Source organism: Streptomyces dioscori, from assembly GCF_003024195.1.
GTDB lineage: Bacteria > Actinomycetota > Actinomycetes > Streptomycetales > Streptomycetaceae > Streptomyces > Streptomyces dioscori.
Map to the genome: position 1 here is coordinate 552,438 of NZ_KZ679041.1, position 16,983 is coordinate 569,420.

General features: G+C 70.2%; 14 protein-coding genes. 10 read left to right on the forward strand and 4 right to left on the reverse strand.

Annotation, left to right across the window (positions count from 1 at the left end; genetic code table 11):
• Positions 1-26: 26 nt before the first annotated feature.
• Positions 27-998, reverse strand: a complete 972-nt coding sequence (locus C6Y14_RS13565) for a 2-dehydropantoate 2-reductase (RefSeq protein ID WP_107016850.1) — start codon at positions 996-998, stop codon at positions 27-29.
• Positions 999-1,350: 352 nt separating this feature from the next.
• Between C6Y14_RS13565 and C6Y14_RS13570 the strand changes: the two genes are divergently transcribed.
• The 5 genes from C6Y14_RS13570 (at position 1,351) to C6Y14_RS13585 (ending at position 5,584) form a co-directional block, all read left to right on the forward strand.
• Positions 1,351-2,673 carry an OFA family MFS transporter gene (locus C6Y14_RS13570; protein WP_107016851.1) on the forward strand — a complete coding sequence of 441 codons (1,323 nt, stop codon included), beginning with the start codon at positions 1,351-1,353 and terminating at the stop codon, positions 2,671-2,673.
• Positions 2,660-2,824 (forward strand): MFS transporter small subunit, encoded by a 165-nt coding sequence (locus tag C6Y14_RS44500; RefSeq protein WP_199854722.1) that lies wholly within the window; start codon positions 2,660-2,662, stop codon positions 2,822-2,824. Before C6Y14_RS13570 ends, C6Y14_RS44500 begins: the two co-directional genes overlap by 14 nt.
• Before the next feature lie 207 nt (positions 2,825-3,031).
• Entirely contained in the window at positions 3,032-3,970 is a 939-nt protein-coding gene (locus C6Y14_RS13575) for a beta-ketoacyl-ACP synthase III (protein ID WP_107016852.1), read from the forward strand.
• A gap of 150 nt (positions 3,971-4,120) precedes the next feature.
• Complete coding sequence (locus tag C6Y14_RS13580; protein ID WP_107016853.1) at positions 4,121-4,801, forward strand: GntR family transcriptional regulator; 681 nt, start codon at positions 4,121-4,123, stop codon at positions 4,799-4,801.
• Between the two features lie 102 nt (positions 4,802-4,903).
• The gene (locus C6Y14_RS13585) at positions 4,904-5,584 is read left to right on the forward strand and encodes a TetR/AcrR family transcriptional regulator (RefSeq protein WP_107016854.1); all 681 of its coding nucleotides are present in this window, start codon (positions 4,904-4,906) and stop codon (positions 5,582-5,584) included.
• Positions 5,585-5,702: 118 nt separating this feature from the next.
• Here the strand turns inward: C6Y14_RS13585 and C6Y14_RS13590 are convergent, their stop codons facing one another.
• The 3 genes from C6Y14_RS13590 to C6Y14_RS13600 form a co-directional block, all read right to left on the reverse strand.
• On the reverse strand, positions 5,703-7,343 hold the full coding sequence (locus C6Y14_RS13590; protein WP_107016855.1) for an FAD-dependent oxidoreductase: 1,641 nt from the start codon (positions 7,341-7,343) through the stop codon (positions 5,703-5,705).
• Positions 7,344-7,393: 50 nt separating this feature from the next.
• A complete protein-coding gene (locus C6Y14_RS13595; protein WP_107016856.1) occupies positions 7,394-8,362 on the reverse strand; it encodes an AurF N-oxygenase family protein in 969 nt (322 codons plus the stop codon).
• Between the two features lie 116 nt (positions 8,363-8,478).
• A complete protein-coding gene (locus C6Y14_RS13600; protein WP_107016857.1) occupies positions 8,479-10,062 on the reverse strand; it encodes a flavin-containing monooxygenase in 1,584 nt (527 codons plus the stop codon).
• 427 nt (positions 10,063-10,489) lie between these two features.
• Here C6Y14_RS13600 and C6Y14_RS13605 point away from each other — a divergent pair, with 427 nt between their 5' ends.
• The 5 genes from C6Y14_RS13605 (at position 10,490) to C6Y14_RS13625 (ending at position 16,983) form a co-directional block, all read left to right on the forward strand.
• Positions 10,490-11,671 (forward strand): ROK family transcriptional regulator, encoded by a 1,182-nt coding sequence (locus C6Y14_RS13605; protein ID WP_107016858.1) that lies wholly within the window; start codon positions 10,490-10,492, stop codon positions 11,669-11,671.
• Between the two features lie 223 nt (positions 11,672-11,894).
• The gene (locus C6Y14_RS13610; protein WP_107016859.1) at positions 11,895-13,412 is read left to right on the forward strand and encodes a sugar ABC transporter ATP-binding protein; all 1,518 of its coding nucleotides are present in this window, start codon (positions 11,895-11,897) and stop codon (positions 13,410-13,412) included.
• Complete coding sequence (locus C6Y14_RS13615; protein WP_107016860.1) at positions 13,409-14,428, forward strand: ABC transporter permease; 1,020 nt, start codon at positions 13,409-13,411, stop codon at positions 14,426-14,428. Before C6Y14_RS13610 ends, C6Y14_RS13615 begins: the two co-directional genes overlap by 4 nt.
• Positions 14,429-14,539: 111 nt before the next feature.
• Entirely contained in the window at positions 14,540-15,577 is a 1,038-nt protein-coding gene (locus C6Y14_RS13620) for a substrate-binding domain-containing protein (protein WP_107016861.1), read from the forward strand.
• 173 nt (positions 15,578-15,750) lie between these two features.
• Entirely contained in the window at positions 15,751-16,983 is a 1,233-nt protein-coding gene (locus C6Y14_RS13625; RefSeq protein ID WP_107016862.1) for a Gfo/Idh/MocA family protein, read from the forward strand.

Genomic DNA, 16,983 nt, shown 5'->3' on the forward strand with positions numbered 1-16,983 from the left:
CCTCGTGTTCGGCAGGGGGCGGCGCTTCATGCGGCGGTCCTCAGGGCGAGCAGGTCCGAGATGGCGTGGACGGTGCGGAGTGTGGGCACCGGGACGTCGGTGATCTCCGCCAGTTCGACGACGGCGGAGAGCAGCACGTCGAGTTCGAGCGGTTTGCCGCGCTCCAGGTCCTGGAGCGTGGAGGTGCGGTGGTCACCGACCCGCTCGGCGCCGGCGAGGCGCCGCTCGATGGAGACACCCACCCGGCAGCCCAGTGCCTCGGCGACCGCGAGCGTCTCGGTCATCATGATCTCGATGACCCGGCGGGTGCCGCCGTGCAGGCACATCTGCCGCATGGTGGCCCGGGCCAGGGCGCTGATGGGGTTGAAGGAGATGTTGCCGAGCAGCTTGAGCCAGATGTCGTTGCGCAGGTCCGGCTCCACCGGGCACTTCAGCCCGCCGGCCACCATGGCCTCGCCGAACTCCGTGCAGCGCGCCGAGACCGTACGGTCGGGCTCGCCGAGGGAGAACCGGGTGCCTTCGAGATGGCGGACCACGCCTGGGCCCGCCAGTTCGGTGGCCGCGTAGACGACACAGCCGATGGCCCGGGAGGGCGCGATCACCGCACTGACCGCACCGCCGGGGTCCACGCTCTCGACCCGGTGGCCGTCGTGCGGGCCGCCGTGCCGGTGGAAGTACCACCAGGGAATGCCGTTCTGCGCGGCGATCACCGCGGTCGAGTCGTGGAGCAGGGGCTCGATGAGCGGCCCGCACGCCGCGTACGAGTTGGCCTTCAGGCCCAGGAAGACGAAGTCGACCGGGCCGACCTCGGCCGGGTCGTCGGTGGCGTGGGCCCGGGCGGTGAAGTCACCGCGCGGGCTGAGCACTCGCACTCCGTGCTGCCTCATGGCCGCGAGATGCGGTCCACGGGCGATGAGGTGCACATCGGCACCCGCGCGATGCAGCGCGGCTCCGACGTAGGCGCCGATCGCACCGGCGCCGAGAACTGCCACTTTCACTTGAGGGCTCCGTTCGGTCGAGGGTACCGAGGAGACGCTGAACAGCGTTGAGACGTGATGAACCATGTCGACTGAATATTGTCTACAGTATGGGAGTTGGGGCAGCAAGGGTTCGCGCAGCACCTGGGACAGGGCATCCGTGGGCGCCCGCGCGGGTTGGAGCCGGCTCAAGGGCTCGCTGAGGGTCGCCTCCCGAACACCCTTGGTAGACACACGGAGTTCGGCCGGAAATACCGTTCGTCGGCCGAAACCGACCGTTCACCGCAGCGCGCATACCGTTCACCGCATACGGTCGACCAGTTGGGGTGGAGCGCCTTCCCAACCGAACAACCGCTTCCTATCGTCCGGGATCATGAGTCCCCCTGTAGCCCCACCGGGCTGGAGCCGCTGGCTGGTCCCGCCCGCGGCCCTGTCGGTCCACCTCTCCATCGGACAGGCCTACGCCTGGTCCGTGTTCAAGCCGTCCCTGGAGTCCGCGCTCGACCTCAGCGGCACCCAGAGCGCCCTGCCCTTCCAGCTCGGCATCGTGATGCTCGGCCTGTCCGCCGCGTTCGGCGGCACACTCGTGGAGCGCAACGGGCCGCGCTGGGCGATGACGGTCGCCCTGATCTGCTTCTCCTCGGGCTTCCTGATCTCCGCCCTCGGCGCCGCCACCGAGCAGTACTGGCTGATCGTGTTCGGCTACGGCTTCGTCGGCGGCATCGGCCTGGGCATCGGCTACATCTCGCCCGTCTCCACGCTCATCAAGTGGTTCCCGGACCGGCCCGGCATGGCCACCGGCATCGCCATCATGGGCTTCGGCGGCGGCGCGCTGATCGCCTCGCCGTGGTCCGCGCAGATGCTGGAGTCCTTCGGCTCCGACAGCTCGGGCATCGCACTCGCCTTCCTCGTGCACGGACTGACGTACGCCGTCTTCATGTCGCTCGGCGTGCTGCTCGTGCGCGTGCCGCGCCCCGCGAAGACCGCGGCCGACGGCACCCCGGCACCGCTGGAGGGCGTCCAGGTCTCCGCGAACAGTGCCGTGCGCACCCCGCAGTTCTGGCTGCTGTGGATCGTGCTCTGCATGAACGTGACCGCGGGCATCGGCATCCTGGAGAAGGCCGCGCCGATGATCACCGACTTCTTCGCGGACACCTCGACCCCCGTCTCGGTGTCGGCGGCGGCCGGTTTCGTCGCGCTGCTCTCCGCCGCGAACATGGCGGGCCGCATCGGCTGGTCCTCCACGTCCGACCTGATCGGGCGCAAGAACATCTACCGCGTCTACCTGGGCGTCGGCGCGCTGATGTACGCGCTCATCGCCTGGGTCGGGGACTCCTCGAAGCCCGTCTTCATCATCGCCGCGCTGGTGATCCTCTCCTTCTACGGAGGCGGCTTCGCGACCGTCCCCGCCTATCTGAAGGACCTCTTCGGGACCTACCAGGTCGGCGCGATCCACGGGCGGCTGCTCACCGCCTGGTCCACGGCCGGTGTCCTCGGACCGCTGATCGTCAACTGGATCGCGGACCGGCAGGAGGAGGCCGGCAAATCCGGCGCGTCCCTGTACGGACTGTCACTGGTCATCATGATCGGGCTGCTCGCGGTCGGGTTCGTGGCCAACGAACTCGTCCGGCCCGTCGACGCCCGCCATCACGTCCCCGCCCAGAAGAAGAAGGAGGCCGCCGATGTCCACGAGTGACAGCAATCCGTCCGGCGGCGGCGCCGCGGCGGACGGCCCCGTGCCCGACCGCCGCCCGCTGATCGTCTTCGCGTGGGTCTGGGTGGGAGCGCCGCTGGCCTATGGTCTGTACGAGCTCGTACAGAAAGCGACCCAGTTGTTCACGGGATAAGTGTCCGTACACGATCATGGGCGGCCCGCCGGGCGTGATCATGGGATAGGTACCCGAACGTCCGCTGGAGGGGTGTTCGGGCGTCCGAGGGTCTGACGGAAGCCGACAAGGGCGGCGCGGCAATCCTGTGACTTTACGTGCCCGCGTACCCGTGAGTACCTGATCAGACTGGTGAGTCCCGTTACCCCGGCAAGCAAGGGACCGCCCATGAACGGCTCACGCATCACCGCCGTCGGCCATTACCAGCCCGCCAGGGTTCTCACCAACGAGGACCTGGCGGAGCTGGTCGACACCAGCGACGAGTGGATCACGAGCCGGGTGGGCATCCGCACGCGCCACATCGCCGGACCCGACGAACCGGTCGACGAGCTGGCCGCGCACGCCGCCGCCAAGGCCCTGGCCGCCGCCGGCCTCACCCCCGAGGACATCGACCTCGTCCTGGTGGCCACGTCCACCGCCGTCGACCGGTCGCCGAACATGGCCGCCCGGGTCGCCGCCCGCCTCGGCATCCCGTCACCGGCCGTCATGGACCTGAACGTGGTGTGCGCGGGCTTCACCCACGCGCTGGCCACCGCCGACCACGCCGTACGGGCCGGGGGCGCGACCCGTGTCCTGGTGATCGGCGCCGACAAGATGTCCGAGGTCACCGACTGGACGGACCGTACGACCTGCGTCCTCGTCGGGGACGGGGCGGGCGCCGCCGTCGTCGAGGCCGCCGAGGAAACCGCCATCGGACCCGTGCTCTGGGGCTCGGTGCCCGAGATGGGGCACGCGGTACGCATCGAGGGCACCCCCGCGCGCTTCGCCCAGGAGGGCCAGAGCGTCTACCGGTGGGCCACCACCAAGCTCCCGGCCATCGCCCGCAAGGCCTGCGAGCGCGCCGGAGTCACCCCCGAGGACCTCGCCGCGGTCGTGCTGCACCAGGCGAACCTGCGGATCATCGAGCCCCTCGCCGGAAAGATCGGCGCCGTGAACGCAGTCATCGCCCGCGATGTCGTCGAGTCCGGCAACACCTCCGCCGCCAGCATCCCGATGGCCCTGTCGAAGCTCGTCGAACGCGGCGAGATCTCCACCGGCGACCGCGTCCTCCTCTTCGGCTTCGGCGGCAACCTCTCGTACGCGGGTCAGGTCATCCACTGCCCGTGACCTGCGGGTCCTGCGGAGTGTGACGAGGCCAACTCCCCCTCGGCCTGGCCATTGTGCGCCGTAGACTGTAGACGAAAGACAATTGATACTGGCTTTCAGGCTGCCGTGCCGTCCGCGCACACGCCGCCACTGCCCAGGAGGGGGACCGCGATGTTGTCGACCGGACTGCCGCAGGGGTCCGTGCCGAAGCTCGAACGGCCGGGTCCGCTCAGGGACCGCGTCTACGAGGCCCTGCTCGAACTGATCACGACACGCGCCCTCCAGCCCGGTCAGCACCTGGTCGAGAGCGAACTGGCCGGGCACCTCGGCGTCTCCCGGCAGCCCGTGCGCGAGGCGCTGCAGCGGCTGAACACGGAAGGGTGGGTCGATCTGCGGCCCGCCCAGGGCGCGTTCGTGCACGAGCCGACCGAGGCGGAGGCGGACCAACTCCTCACCGTACGCACCCTGTTGGAGGCCGAGGCGGCCCGGCTCGCGGCGGCCAACACGGGCACCACCGGCATCGCCGACCTGGAGGAGCTGTGCGCCCAGGGCGAGGCGGCGGTGGCCGCCGACGACGTGGACGCCGCGGTCGCGACGAACGCCCGCTTCCACGCCAAGGTCATGGACCTCGCCGGGAACACGGTCCTCGCCGAACTGGCCGCGCAGGTCGACCGGCGCGTGCGCTGGTACTACACCCCGGTCGCCCGCCAGCGCGGACAGCAGTCCTGGATCGAGCACCGCGACCTGATCGCCGCGATCGCGGCCCGCGACGAACAGCGCGCGACCGAGGTCATGCGCACCCACACGGAACACACTCGCACGACGTACCACGCCCGCCCGCGTGACCAGTGAGGGCCCGTCCGCGTGACCAGCGGTGGTTCGCCCGCGTGACCAGGTGACCAGTAGTGGTTCGTCGCGTCCGTGCCTTCGCCGGGACGTCGATAGTGTGGCGAGATGGCTGACAGAACCGGCGGCGAGCCGCAGACCGACGGGCGCTCCACCCGCTGGGACGACCACAAGGCGCAGCGGCAGCTCGACCTGGTGGACGCGGCGGTGGCCCTCATCGAGGACGAGGGCACACGCTTCAAGCTGCAGCGGCTGGCGGAGCGCGTGGGCCTGCCGCGGTCGGTGCTCTACCGGCACTTCAAGGACCGCGCCACGCTGGACGAGTTGATCCGCCGGAGGGTGGTGGAGTCGTTCATGCGGGGCATCGAGCCCACCCTCACCTTCGACGGCACGATCGAGGAGTCCGTACGGCGCGTGGTGGGCGCGCATCTGGACTGGGTGGCCCAACACCCGCGCCTGTACGCCTACATGGGCGTCGGGGAGCACGCCATGGGCGACGGATCGCTGGTCGCGGACACCAAGGCGGCCATCGCGCTGATGCTCAGCGACCGGTTCGGGGACGTGCTCAAGGCACTCGGGGTGCCCGAGGCGCCGATCCGGTCGGTGGCGATCGGCATCGTGGGGTTCGTGGACACCTCCGTCAACCAGTGGGTGCGCGACGAACAGCGCGAACTGTCCGAGGAGGAGCTGCGCGCGATGCTGTGCCGTTCGGTCTGGGCGGTGCTGGACGCGACGCTGCGGAACCTGGGCGTGGAGCTGTCACCGCAGCAGCGCGTGGCGGATCTGTAGGGGTTTTCAGCCGGATCGGCGACCTGCTTGAGCCCTCGGTCCTCGGACCTTGTGGGTGGTCGGCCGCGGGCTCCCTGGTCCCTGTGCCTGTCAGTCGCGGGACGCCGGGACGGCCTGCTCAGCCGCGGGACGCCGGGACGGCCTGTGCGGCCCGGCGCAGCGACTCGGTGTCCGTGAACTTCACGCGCGGACGGCCCTGGGCCTCGCCCGCCGCCCGTTCCGCACGGTCTATCGCGCGCCAGGCGTCCAGGCCCAGAGCGTCCACTTCCAGAGCGGTCACTCCCGGCGCGGCCGTCGTCGTGCCGGCACCGCCGCGCACGGGCCGCGCGAGGCGACCGGCGGCGAAGTCGTCCAGGAGGGACTCGACGCTCTCGTGGGCGCAGGTCTTGTTCGTCCCTATGAAACCGGTGGGCCCGCGCTTGATCCAGCCCGCGACATAGACGCCGGGCTCGACCCTGCCGCCCTCGTGGGGAACGGTCGCGCCGGCCTCGTCGAAGGGCAGACCGGGGACGGGCCGGGCGCGGTAGCCGACCGAGCGCAGGACGAGACCGGTCTCCAGGACCTGCGTCCCGCCGGTGGGCAGGGCGCGTACGGAGCCGTCCTCGTCCGTGTGCAGCGCGGTGGCGGTGACCTCCAGCGCCCGGACGGAAGTGTCTCCGGTGAGCCGTACGGGACTGGTCAGGAAGCGCAGCACGATACGGCGGCGGCCCTCGACCGGCGTCCGGGCGGCCAGCCGCGACAGGAGCCGGGTCTTCTCGGTGGCGGCGGGGTCCAGGTCGTCGGGCCACCCCTCCACGCTCACGTCCACGTCCTCGATGGCGGCGAGGGCGAGGAGTTCGGGCAGGGTGAACGCCGCCTGGGCGGGCCCGCGCCGGCCCAGCAGAACGACCTCACGGACCTTGCTCGCGCGGAGCGCGGCGAGCGCGCGGTCGGAGATGTCCGTACGGGCCAGGACGTCGGGGTCGGCGGTGAGGATGCGGGCGACGTCGAGGGCGACGTTGCCGTTGCCGATCACGACGGCCCGCTCGGTGTCCAGGTCGTACGCGTCGTGCGCCCGGTCGGGGTGGCCGTTGTACCAGGCGACGAAGTCCGTCGCGGAGGCGCTGCCCCGCAGGTCCTCGCCCTCGATACCGAGGCGTTTGTCGGTCGCGGCGCCGACGGCGTAGACCACCGCATGGTGCTCGCGCAGGAGGTCGGCGTGGGTGAGGTGGGTGCCGACCTCGACACCGAGGCGGTAGCTGAAACCAGGCTGGGACTCGATGGTCCGGAAGAGCTGGGTGACCTGTTTGGTGTCCTGGTGGTCCGGTGCGACACCGGCCCGCGCGAGCCCGTACGGCGTCGGGAGGCGGTCGTAGACCGTGGCGCGCACACCGGGGTGGCGCAGCAGCTCGTCGGCGGCGAAGAGACCGGCGGGACCCGCACCGACGACGGCGACGGACAACTCGCCCGCCGGGAGGACGCGTTGCCGGGGCACGACGTACATGGGCGTGCGGTCGGCGTGCGGATTCTCTTTGTAGTAGGTGGCGTTCAGTTCCAGGAACGGCAACTCGGCGCTGCTGAGGGCCGTATGGGGTTTCAGCGCGTCCACCGGGCAGGCGGTCGTGCAGGCGCCGCAGTCCACGCAGGTGAGCGGATCGACGTACAGCATCTCGGCCGTCGCGAAACCGGGCTCACCCGGCGCGGGGTGGATGCAGTTGACCGGACAGGCCAGCACGCAGGAGGCGTCGGCGCAGCAGGATCGGGTGACGACGTACGGCACGGCGGGCTGGTCTCCGTTCGGGAGTGAGGCGAAGCGCGGCTGGAGGCGGCTCAGTCGGTGTGCAGGGCGGGCTCACCGCGGAAGCGCGCCGGGCGGCCGTCGATGCGCAGGGCCCTCCACAGCGGACGGGACACCTTGTTCATCAGGCCGATGTCCTGGGCGAGCATCCGCACGTCGGAGAAGAGGTCGTGGAGCATCCGCTGCCCGGCCTCGGACTTCCAGAACACGTCCTTGACCACCCAGGCCGGGATGCCGACCCGCGCGGCGGACTTCCGGTCGGGAATCATGATGACGTCGCACAGCGTCCGCATGATCAGCGGGAAGAGAAGGGACAGGGCGCCGCGGCGGACCTTGCCGAAGCGCGGCACGCGCAGACGCAGGAACTCGTGCGCGAAGGAGATGTGCCTGGCCTCCTCGGCGATGTGGATCTGCATGATCCGTTGCGGGAGGGGGTGCACCGGTTCCCCGCTGCGCAGGGCGCCCTTCTGCAGATGGTCGATGGGCTCCTCGCCGGCCAGGATGCCGGTGAAGAACGCCTCGGGGTAGAGGGAACCGGCCAGCGGCAGGATCCGGCTGAGCTGCCGGAACCAGCGTTTGCCGCCCGCGGTGTCCACGCCGGTGCGGTTGACCAGCTCCTGGAACATCTGGGTGTGGTGGGTCTCCTCGGTGATCTCGTGGGTGAGATACCTGAACTCCTCGTCCCGGTTGTCCAGTTGGTAGATGTAGTCGAGGGCTCCGCGCATGAGGAGGTTCTCGAACTGCATGCCGACCTTCGCGATGACCGCCCAGCGCCAGATCCCGATCCGGATCCGGGCCTCCAGCGACTGCTCCTGGTACCAGGGGTGGGCGCCCAGGGCGTCCGCGCTGGTGAGCACCCAGCGCGGGTCGTCGAGGTCCACGGCGAACTCGGGGTCGTCCCACTTGATGTCGACGAAAGCGTTGAAGTTGACGTTCACGGAGCCCTCGGACAGGGTCCGCAGGCGCTCGTCGTAGAGCTTCCTGGTCAGGTGCGCGGTCATCTTCGTCCTCGGTTGTCTGCTCGGCCGCCATGGGGGGAGGCGGGTGCGCGGGCCGGTGCGTTGCTGTGCAGTCGTGCGGGGCTGCGGCTGGGGCCGGTGGGGGTGCGGCCGGACGGTCAGGCGACGCGGGGGGCTTCCTGGGCGTCGGCCACGGTGTCCGCGACGCCCGTGGTGTCCGCGACGCCCGTGCCCGTGGTGGACGTGTCCGTGGCGGGCGTGCGTACGGAGGTCTGCGCCCCCGCCGTGGCGAAGTGCAGCGGGCCGTCCTCGATGGGAGCGTCCTGGAGCATGGCGCGGTCGCGGTAGTAGTTGTTCCACAGCCGCCACGGGGCGCGGGTGCCCTGTCGCGGCATGACCTGGTCGGCGCGCGTGATGTAGCCGGAGGTCAGCGCCTCGCCCATGACGGAGGCCGCCGAGCGGTCACCGTCGGAGGCCACCGGGGTGGCGACGTCGTGCCCGTGCCGCCGCATGTGTGCGATGAGCCGGGCGGTGTAGTCGGCCGCCAGGTCCGCCTTGAGGGTCCAGGAGGCGTTGGTGTAGCCGATGACGAGGGACATGTTGGGGACGCCCTCCAGCAGGACCGCCTTGTAGAGGACGCGGTCCTTGACGTCCACCGGGCGGCCGTCGACGGTGAGCGCCATGCCACCCAGCAGGCGGACGTTCAGGCCCGTGGCGGTGACGACGATGTCGGCCTTCAGCTCCTCGCCGGACTTCAGCCGGATGCCGTCGGCGGTGAAGGTGTCGATGTGGCCGGTGGCGATCGACGCCTTCTTGTTCCTGAGCACCTTGAACAGGTCGCCGCCGGGGACGACGCACAGCCGCTGGTCCCAGGGCTTGTACGCCGGGCTGAAGTGGCGCATGTCGACGTCCTTGCCGGCCCGGGCCCGTACCAGTCCGAGGAGGATCCTGCGGGCGAGGCGCGGGTACTTGCGGCAGAAGACGTAACTCCCGCGCTGCAGCGCGATGTTGCGGGCGCGGGCGATTTTGTGCGTCAGCCGGGCCGGGGCGCGGAGCAACTGCAGGACGCGGGTGAGCGGGTCGATCTCGGGCAGCCCCAGGACGTACGTGGGGGAGCGCTGCAGCATGGTGACGTGCGCCGCGGCGTCGGCCATCGCGGGCAGCAGGGTGATGGCGGTGGCCCCCGAACCGATCACGACCACGCGCCGCCCGGTGTGGTCGAGATCCTCCGGCCACTGCTGCGGATGGACCAGGGTGCCCCGGTAGTCGGCCTCGCCGGGGAACTGCGGCCTATAAGGGGTGTCGTAGTCGTAGTAGCCGGTCGATCCGATGACATAGCCCGCGCTGTACGACTCGCGCGCGCCGGTGCTCTCGTCCTCGACCTCGACGGTCCAGCGGCCCGTGGCGTGCGAGAAGTCGGCGGCGATCGCCCGACGGCGGAAGCGGATGCGCTCCAGCACACCGTCGTGGGCCGCGGTGTCCTCGACGTACCGCTGGATCTGCGCGCCCTCGGCGAGGATGCGCGCGTCGTGCCAGGGGCGGAACCCGAATCCGAAGGTGTGCATGTCGGAGTCGGAGCGGACACCGGGATACCGGAAGAGGTCCCAGGTGCCACCGACGCGGGCACGGCGTTCCAGGACGACGAGCGAAGCGTCCGGAATGGCACGCAGTACGTGGCATGCGGCACTGACACCGGAGATTCCGGCGCCGATGACCAGGACGTCGACGTGCTGCTGCTCCATCGCGAAGGATCCTCACTGACGGCTGACGGCTGACGGCTGACGGCTGACGGCTGACGACTGACGACTACTCAGAAACATGGCTCGACTTCAGCGCGCTACCGGCAATTTACCTGCGACACCATGTTTCAGATACCCCCGGTAACGTGTCGTAGATCACAGTAGCGACCTCATGGGTGGGCCATTCATGCCGGTCTGTGCCCCGATAGGGGCGCGGGGAACTGCGCGACCAGCCCCGACGCACCCGCAGTCGAAAAGCCGACCTGTCGAGGTGGGCCGAGCCGCGCAGCGCCTCCCTTTGTCCACTCAGTGGAAAAAGTAGGAGGCAATTCCTGCTCAACTTCTTCCCACCCCCGGCAGCCACTGCTACGTTCCCCTCGAAAGACAACGACGGCGGTGCCGATGAGGCGGGGAGGGGCTCGTGAGACGTATGACAGCGCGACCCGGGAACGCCCACCAGGCGCGCCTGCTCAGACTGCTGCGAGACGGCGGCCCCAACTCACGGGCTCAGTTGGGAGACCAGGTCGACCTCTCCCGGTCGAAACTGGCCGTGGAGGTCGAACGGCTCCTGGAGACCGGCCTCGTGGTGGCCGACGGACTCGCCGCCTCCCGCGGCGGCCGCAGGTCCCACAACATCCGGCTCGCTCCGGCGCTGCGCTTCCTGGGCGTCGACATCGGGGCCACGTCGATAGACGTCGCCGTCACCAACGCGGAGCTGGAGGTGCTGGGACACATCAACCAGCCCATGGACGTACGCGAGGGCCCGGTCGCGGTCTTCGAGCAGGTCCTGTCCATGGCAGCGAAGTTGAAGGCATCGGGACTCGCCGAGGGGTTCGACGGCGCAGGCATCGGGGTACCCGGTCCGGTTCGCTTCCCCGAAGGTGTCCCGGTCGCCCCGCCGATCATGCCGGGCTGGGACGGATTCCCCGTCCGCGAGGCGCTGAGTCAGGACCTCGGCTGCCCCGTCATGGTCGACAACGACGTGAACCTGATGGCGATGGGGGAGCAGCACGCGGGCGTGGCCCGCTCCGTGGGCGACTTCCTCTGCGTCAAGATCGGTACCGGTATCGGCTGCGGGATCGTCGTCGGCGGTGAGGTCTACCGCGGTACGACAGGCAGCGCGGGCGACATCGGCCACATCCAGGCCGTACCGGACGGCCGCCCGTGCGCGTGCGGCAACCGGGGCTGCCTGGAGGCCCACTTCAGCGGAGCGGCCCTGGCGCGCGACGCCACGGACGCCGCCCACCAGGGGCTTTCCCAGGAACTCGCGGCACGACTGGAGGCGGCGGGCGCCCTGAGCGCCATCGACGTCGCCGCCGCCGCTGCCGCGGGGGACGCCACCGCGCTCGATCTGATCCGCGAGGGCGGTACCCGCACCGGCCAGGTCATCGCCGGACTCGTCAGCTTCTTCAACCCGGGCCTGGTGGTCATCGGCGGCGGAGTGACCGGCCTCGGCCACACCCTGCTCGCCGCGATCCGCACCCAGGTCTACCGCCAGTCGCTGCCTCTCGCGACCGGCAACCTACCCATCGTCCTGGGGGAGTTGGGCCCCACCGCCGGAGTCATCGGCGCGGCCCGCCTCATCAGCGACCACCTGTTCTCACCCGCGTAAGACCCGCTTGAAGAGCCGCACACACGCCACTTCTGTCTGAGCCGACCCCGTAACCAGCAGTCAGTAACCAGCAAGCAACCAGTCAGCGCCTCTCCGGGAGCCGCACTCTCCCAGAGCCGCCCTCTTCCCGAGCCGCACTCCTTCCGAGCCGCCACCCACCTGGCTTCGCCCTGCCTCACTCCGCCCTGCCCTGAAACCGGCCCACATGCCGAGGGGAACCGTCATGGCACCAGAACCACCCCTTCTCACGATGTCCGGCATCACCAAGTCGTTCCCCGGTGTCCGGGCCCTCGACGGCGTCGACCTCGACGTCCTGACCGGTGAAGTGCACTGCCTGCTCGGCCAGAACGGCGCCGGAAAGTCCACGCTCATCAAGGTCCTGGCCGGCGCCCACCAGCCGGACGACGGCGCCATCGGCTGGCGCGGCGAGCAGGTCACCCTGCGCTCGCCGATCGCCGCCATGCGCCTGGGCATCGCCACCATCTACCAGGAACTCGACCTGGTGGAAGGCCTGTCGGTGGCCGAGAACGTCTACCTCGGCCATGAACCGACCTCCGCCGGATTCGTCGTACGCGGCAAGGACGCACGGGCCTCAACGGCCGCGCTGCTCAAGCGACTCGGGCACCCCGAGATCGACCCGGGGCGGCTCGTCGGCGAACTGTCCGCCGCCCACCAGCAGATCGTCTCCATGGCCCGCGCGCTCTCCCACGACGTACGCCTCATCGTGATGGACGAACCGTCCGCGGCCCTGGACCCCGACGAGGTCGACAACCTCTTCCGCATCGTCGGGGACCTCACCGCCGAGGGCGTCGCCGTCGTCTACATCTCGCACCGGCTGGAGGAGATCCGCCGCATCGGCGACCGGGTCACCGTCCTCAAGGACGGCCGCGCGGTGGCGAACGGACTGCCCGCGAAGTCGACGCCGACCCGTGAGGTCGTCGCGCTGATGACTGGCCGGAACGTCGAGTACGTCTTCCCTCCGCGACCGGGGCACCAGGACCTGCCCGAGCCGGTCCTTGAAGTCCAAGGACTGTCGCGGCAGGGCGAGTTCGAGTCACTCGACCTCACCCTGCGGCCAGGCGAGATCGTCGGCCTCGCGGGACTCGTCGGCTCCGGCCGCTCCGAGATCCTGGAGACGATCTACGGCGCCCGCAAACCCAGTACCGGACAAGTCCGCGTCGACGGCAAGCAGTTGAGGCCCGGCAGTGTCCGGGCAGCCGTCGCCGCCGGACTCGGACTCGCCCCCGAGGAACGCAAGGCGCAGGCCCTGCTGATGCTGGAGTCCGTCACCCGGAACGTCTCCGTGTCCTCCATGTCCCGCTTCTCGTACGGCGGTTGGGTGGACCGGAGTGCCGAACGGGACGCGGCGCGCAAGGCGACCCGTGAACTGTCGCTGCGCCCCGACAACCCGTCCGCCCTCATCCGCACCCTCTCCGGCGGCAACCAGCAGAAGGCGGTCCTCGCCCGCTGGCTGCTGCGCGGCTGCCGGGTCCTGCTGCTCGACGAACCCACCCGCGGCGTCGACGTCGGCGCCCGCGCCGAGCTGTACGCCGTCATCCGCCGCCTCGCCGACGAAGGCCTGGCCGTGCTCATGGTCTCCAGTGAAGTACCCGAGGTCCTCGGCCTCGCCGACCGCGTCCTGGTGCTCCGAGAGGGCCGGGTCGTCCACCGGGCGCCCGCCCAGGAGCTCGACGAACACCGCGTACTCGACCTCGTCATGGAAGGAAGCCCGGCGTCATGACGCAGCCCGTGTCCCCGCCCCGGGACGACACCCCGAAGCTGTCATCGAAGGCGGAGCCCAGCCCCTGGCGGGCGGTCGTGGCCCGCGCCGACGTCCGCACCCTGTCACTGCTCGGTGTGCTCGCCGTCCTGATCCTCATCGGAGGCATCACCAAGCCCGACGAGTTCCTCGACACCCGCAACCTCCAACTCGTCCTCACCCAGGCCTCGGTGATCGGTGTCGTCACCGTCGGGATGACCTTCGTCATCATCTCCGGCGGCATCGACCTGTCCGTCGGCGCGATCGTGGCCCTCGCCTCGGTCTGGGCGACCACCGTCGCCACTCAGGACTTCGGCTTCACGGGGGTCCTCTTCACGGCGGTGCTCGTCGGTGTCGGCTGCGGCCTCGTGAACGGGGTGCTGATCGCGTACGGCGCCATGGTCCCGTTCATCGCGACCCTCGCCATGCTCGCCTCGGCCCGCGGCCTCGCCCTGCAGATCACGGACGGCAACACCCAGGTCGTCACCATCGACGGCATCCTCGACCTCGGCGAGCGGGACTCCTACATCCTCGGTGTCCCGCCGCTGGTCCTGATGTTCGCGGTCGTGACGATCATCGGCTGGCTCGTGCTCAACCGCACCACCTTCGGCCGGCGCACGGTGGCCGTCGGCGGCAACGCGGAGGCCACCCGGCTCGCCGGCATCGACGTACGCCGCCAGCGGCTCTACCTCTACCTGCTCTCCGGACTGTGCTGCGGCATCGCGGCCTTCATGCTGATCATCCTGTCCGGCTCGGGCCAGAACACCAACGGCAACCTGTACGAACTCGACGCGATCGCCGCCGCGATCATCGGCGGCACCCTGCTCACCGGCGGACGCGGCACCATCGTCGGCTCGGTGCTCGGGGTGCTGATCTTCACCACGATCACGAACATCTTCGCTCTCAACAACCTGCAGAGCGACGTCCAGCAGATCGCCAAGGGCGCGATCATCGTCGCCGCCGTACTCGTCCAGCGCCGCACCGCGAACACCACGTAGAGCCGCACGAAGCAACACACGAAGCAACACACCAAGCAGTACGCGAAGCACCCCGCACAGCACCGCCCTGCACGACCCGAGGGACTCGCCTTGAGGAAAGGGACCACCGCCATGCCAGAGCTCACGAGCCGCAGAGGACTGCTCTTCGGCACCGCCGCCGTCTCGGCCGGTGTCCTCCTCGCCGGTTGCACCAGCAACGACTCCGACGACGAGCCGGCCTCCAACGACCAGCCCGCCGCCGACGACAAGAAGGGCAAGCAGGTCACCATCGGCTTCGCCGGCCCGCAGGCCGACCACGGCTGGCTCAACGCGATCAACGACAACGCGAAGAGCCGCGCCAAGAAGTACGAGGACGTGACGCTGGAGATCACCGAGGGCTCCAACGACACCGCGGCCCAGATCGGCCAGATAGAGACGCTGATCAACAAGAAGGTCGACGTCCTGGTCATCCTGCCCGCCGACGGCAAGGCTCTCACCCAGGTCGGCCTCAAGGCCATGCGGGCCGGCATCCCGGTGGTCAACCTCGACCGCATCTTCAACTCCCCGCAGGCGTACCGCAGTTACATCGGCGGCGACAACTTCGGCATGGGCCTGAACGCCGGGCACTACATCGGCGAGAAGCTCAAGGACAAGAAGAACGCCAAGGTCATCGAACTGGCCGGACTCGACAACCTGGAACTCACCAAGCAGCGCACGGCCGGCTTCGACGCGGCCCTCAAGAACTACCCGAACATCAAGAAGGTGGCCCGCCAGGCCGCCGAGTTCACCGTCGAGTCGGGACAGGCCAAGATGTCCCAGCTGCTGCAGGCCCAGTCGAGCTTCGACGCACTGTGGAACCACGACGACGACCAGGGCGTCGGCGCCCTGCGCGCCATCGAGCAGGCCGGCCGCGACGACTTCCTGATGGTCGGCGGAGCGGGCGCGCTGTCCGCCATGCAGGCCATCGAGTCGGACAACAGCGTCCTCAAGGCCACCGTCCTGTACCCGCCCACCATGGCCGCGTCCGCGATCGACCTCGCCCGCGCGCTCGGCCAGGGCAAGGGCATCAGCGGCCTTGCGGAGTTCGAGATCCCCTCGTCCCTGACGCTCTACTCGGCGGTCGTGGACAAGGAGAACGTCAAGACGTACCTGCCCACCGGCTTCAAGTAGGCACTGCTCCGCTGGGGGCGCCCCTCAAGGGCGGGCGCCCGTGAGGGGCGCCCTCAAGGGGCGCGGGGAACTGCGCGACCGGCCACAGCGATCCCGCAGCCTCCGAACCACCGCAACCCGGCGGGCGCCCTATACACCCCCCACCGCGCCATGACGAAGAGGAGGACCTCCCGATGGGACAGCCGCAGCAGCCTGACGAGGAACAGGCCGGGGCGCAAGCCGGGGCACAGGCCGGCAGACCCCCGCTGGGCGTCGGCATGGTCGGATACGCGTTCATGGGCGCCGCCCACTCCCAGGGCTGGCGCACCGCGGACCGCGTCTTCGACCTCCCGCTCCGACCCGTCCTCGCCGCAGTCTGCGGCCGTGACGCGGCAGCCGTGAGAACGGCGGCCGACCGGCTCGGCTGGGCAGCCGCCGAGACCGACTGGCGCGCCCTGATCGCCCGCGACGACGTCGACCTCGTGGACGTCTGCACTCCCGGCGACAGCCACGCCGAGATCGCCATCGCCGCGCTCGCCGCGGGCAAGCACGTGCTGTGCGAGAAGCCCCTCGCCAACACGGTCGAGGAGGCCGAGGCGATGACCGCGGCCGCCGAGGCCGCCGCGGCGCGCGGCCAGGTGGCGATGGTCGGTTTCAACTACCGCCGGGTGCCCGCGACGGCACTGGCCAGGAAGATGGTCGCCGAGGGCCGCATCGGCGCACTGCGCCACGTAAGGGTGACGTACCTTCAGGACTGGCTGGTGGACCGGGAGTTCCCGCTGACCTGGCGGCTGCGCAAGGAGTCGGCGGGCTCGGGCGCGCTCGGCGACCTCGGCGCCCACATCGTCGACCTCGCGCAGTACGTGGCGGGCGAGCCGGTGATCGGGGTGTCCGCCCTCACCGAGACGTTCGTACGGGAGCGGCCACTGCTCTCCGGAGCCTCCAGCGGCCTCTCGGCGGCGGGCGGCGGCGAACTCGGTCCCGTCACGGTCGACGACGCCGCCCTGTTCACCGGGCGGTTCGCCTCGGGAGCCCTGGCGTCCTTCGAGGCCACCCGGTTCGCGACCGGCCGCAAGAACTCCCTGCGCATCGAACTCAACGGCGAGAAGGGCTCGTTGGCCTTCGACCTGGAACGCCTCAACGAACTCTCGTACCACGACGGTACGGAGCCGGCCACGCACGCGGGCTTCCGCCGCATCCTCGTCACCGAACCCGATCACCCGTACCTGGAGGCCTGGTGGCCGCCGGGCCACGGCCTCGGCTACGAGCACACCTTCGTGCACCAGGCCCGCGACCTGGTCCACACGATCGCTGAGGGCGGCCGGCCACTGCCGTCCTTCGCCGACGGGCTGCAGGTGCAGCGCGTGCTCGCGGCGGTCGAGGAGAGCGCCGAGAAGAACTCCGTCTTCACCCCCATCGCCAGCTGA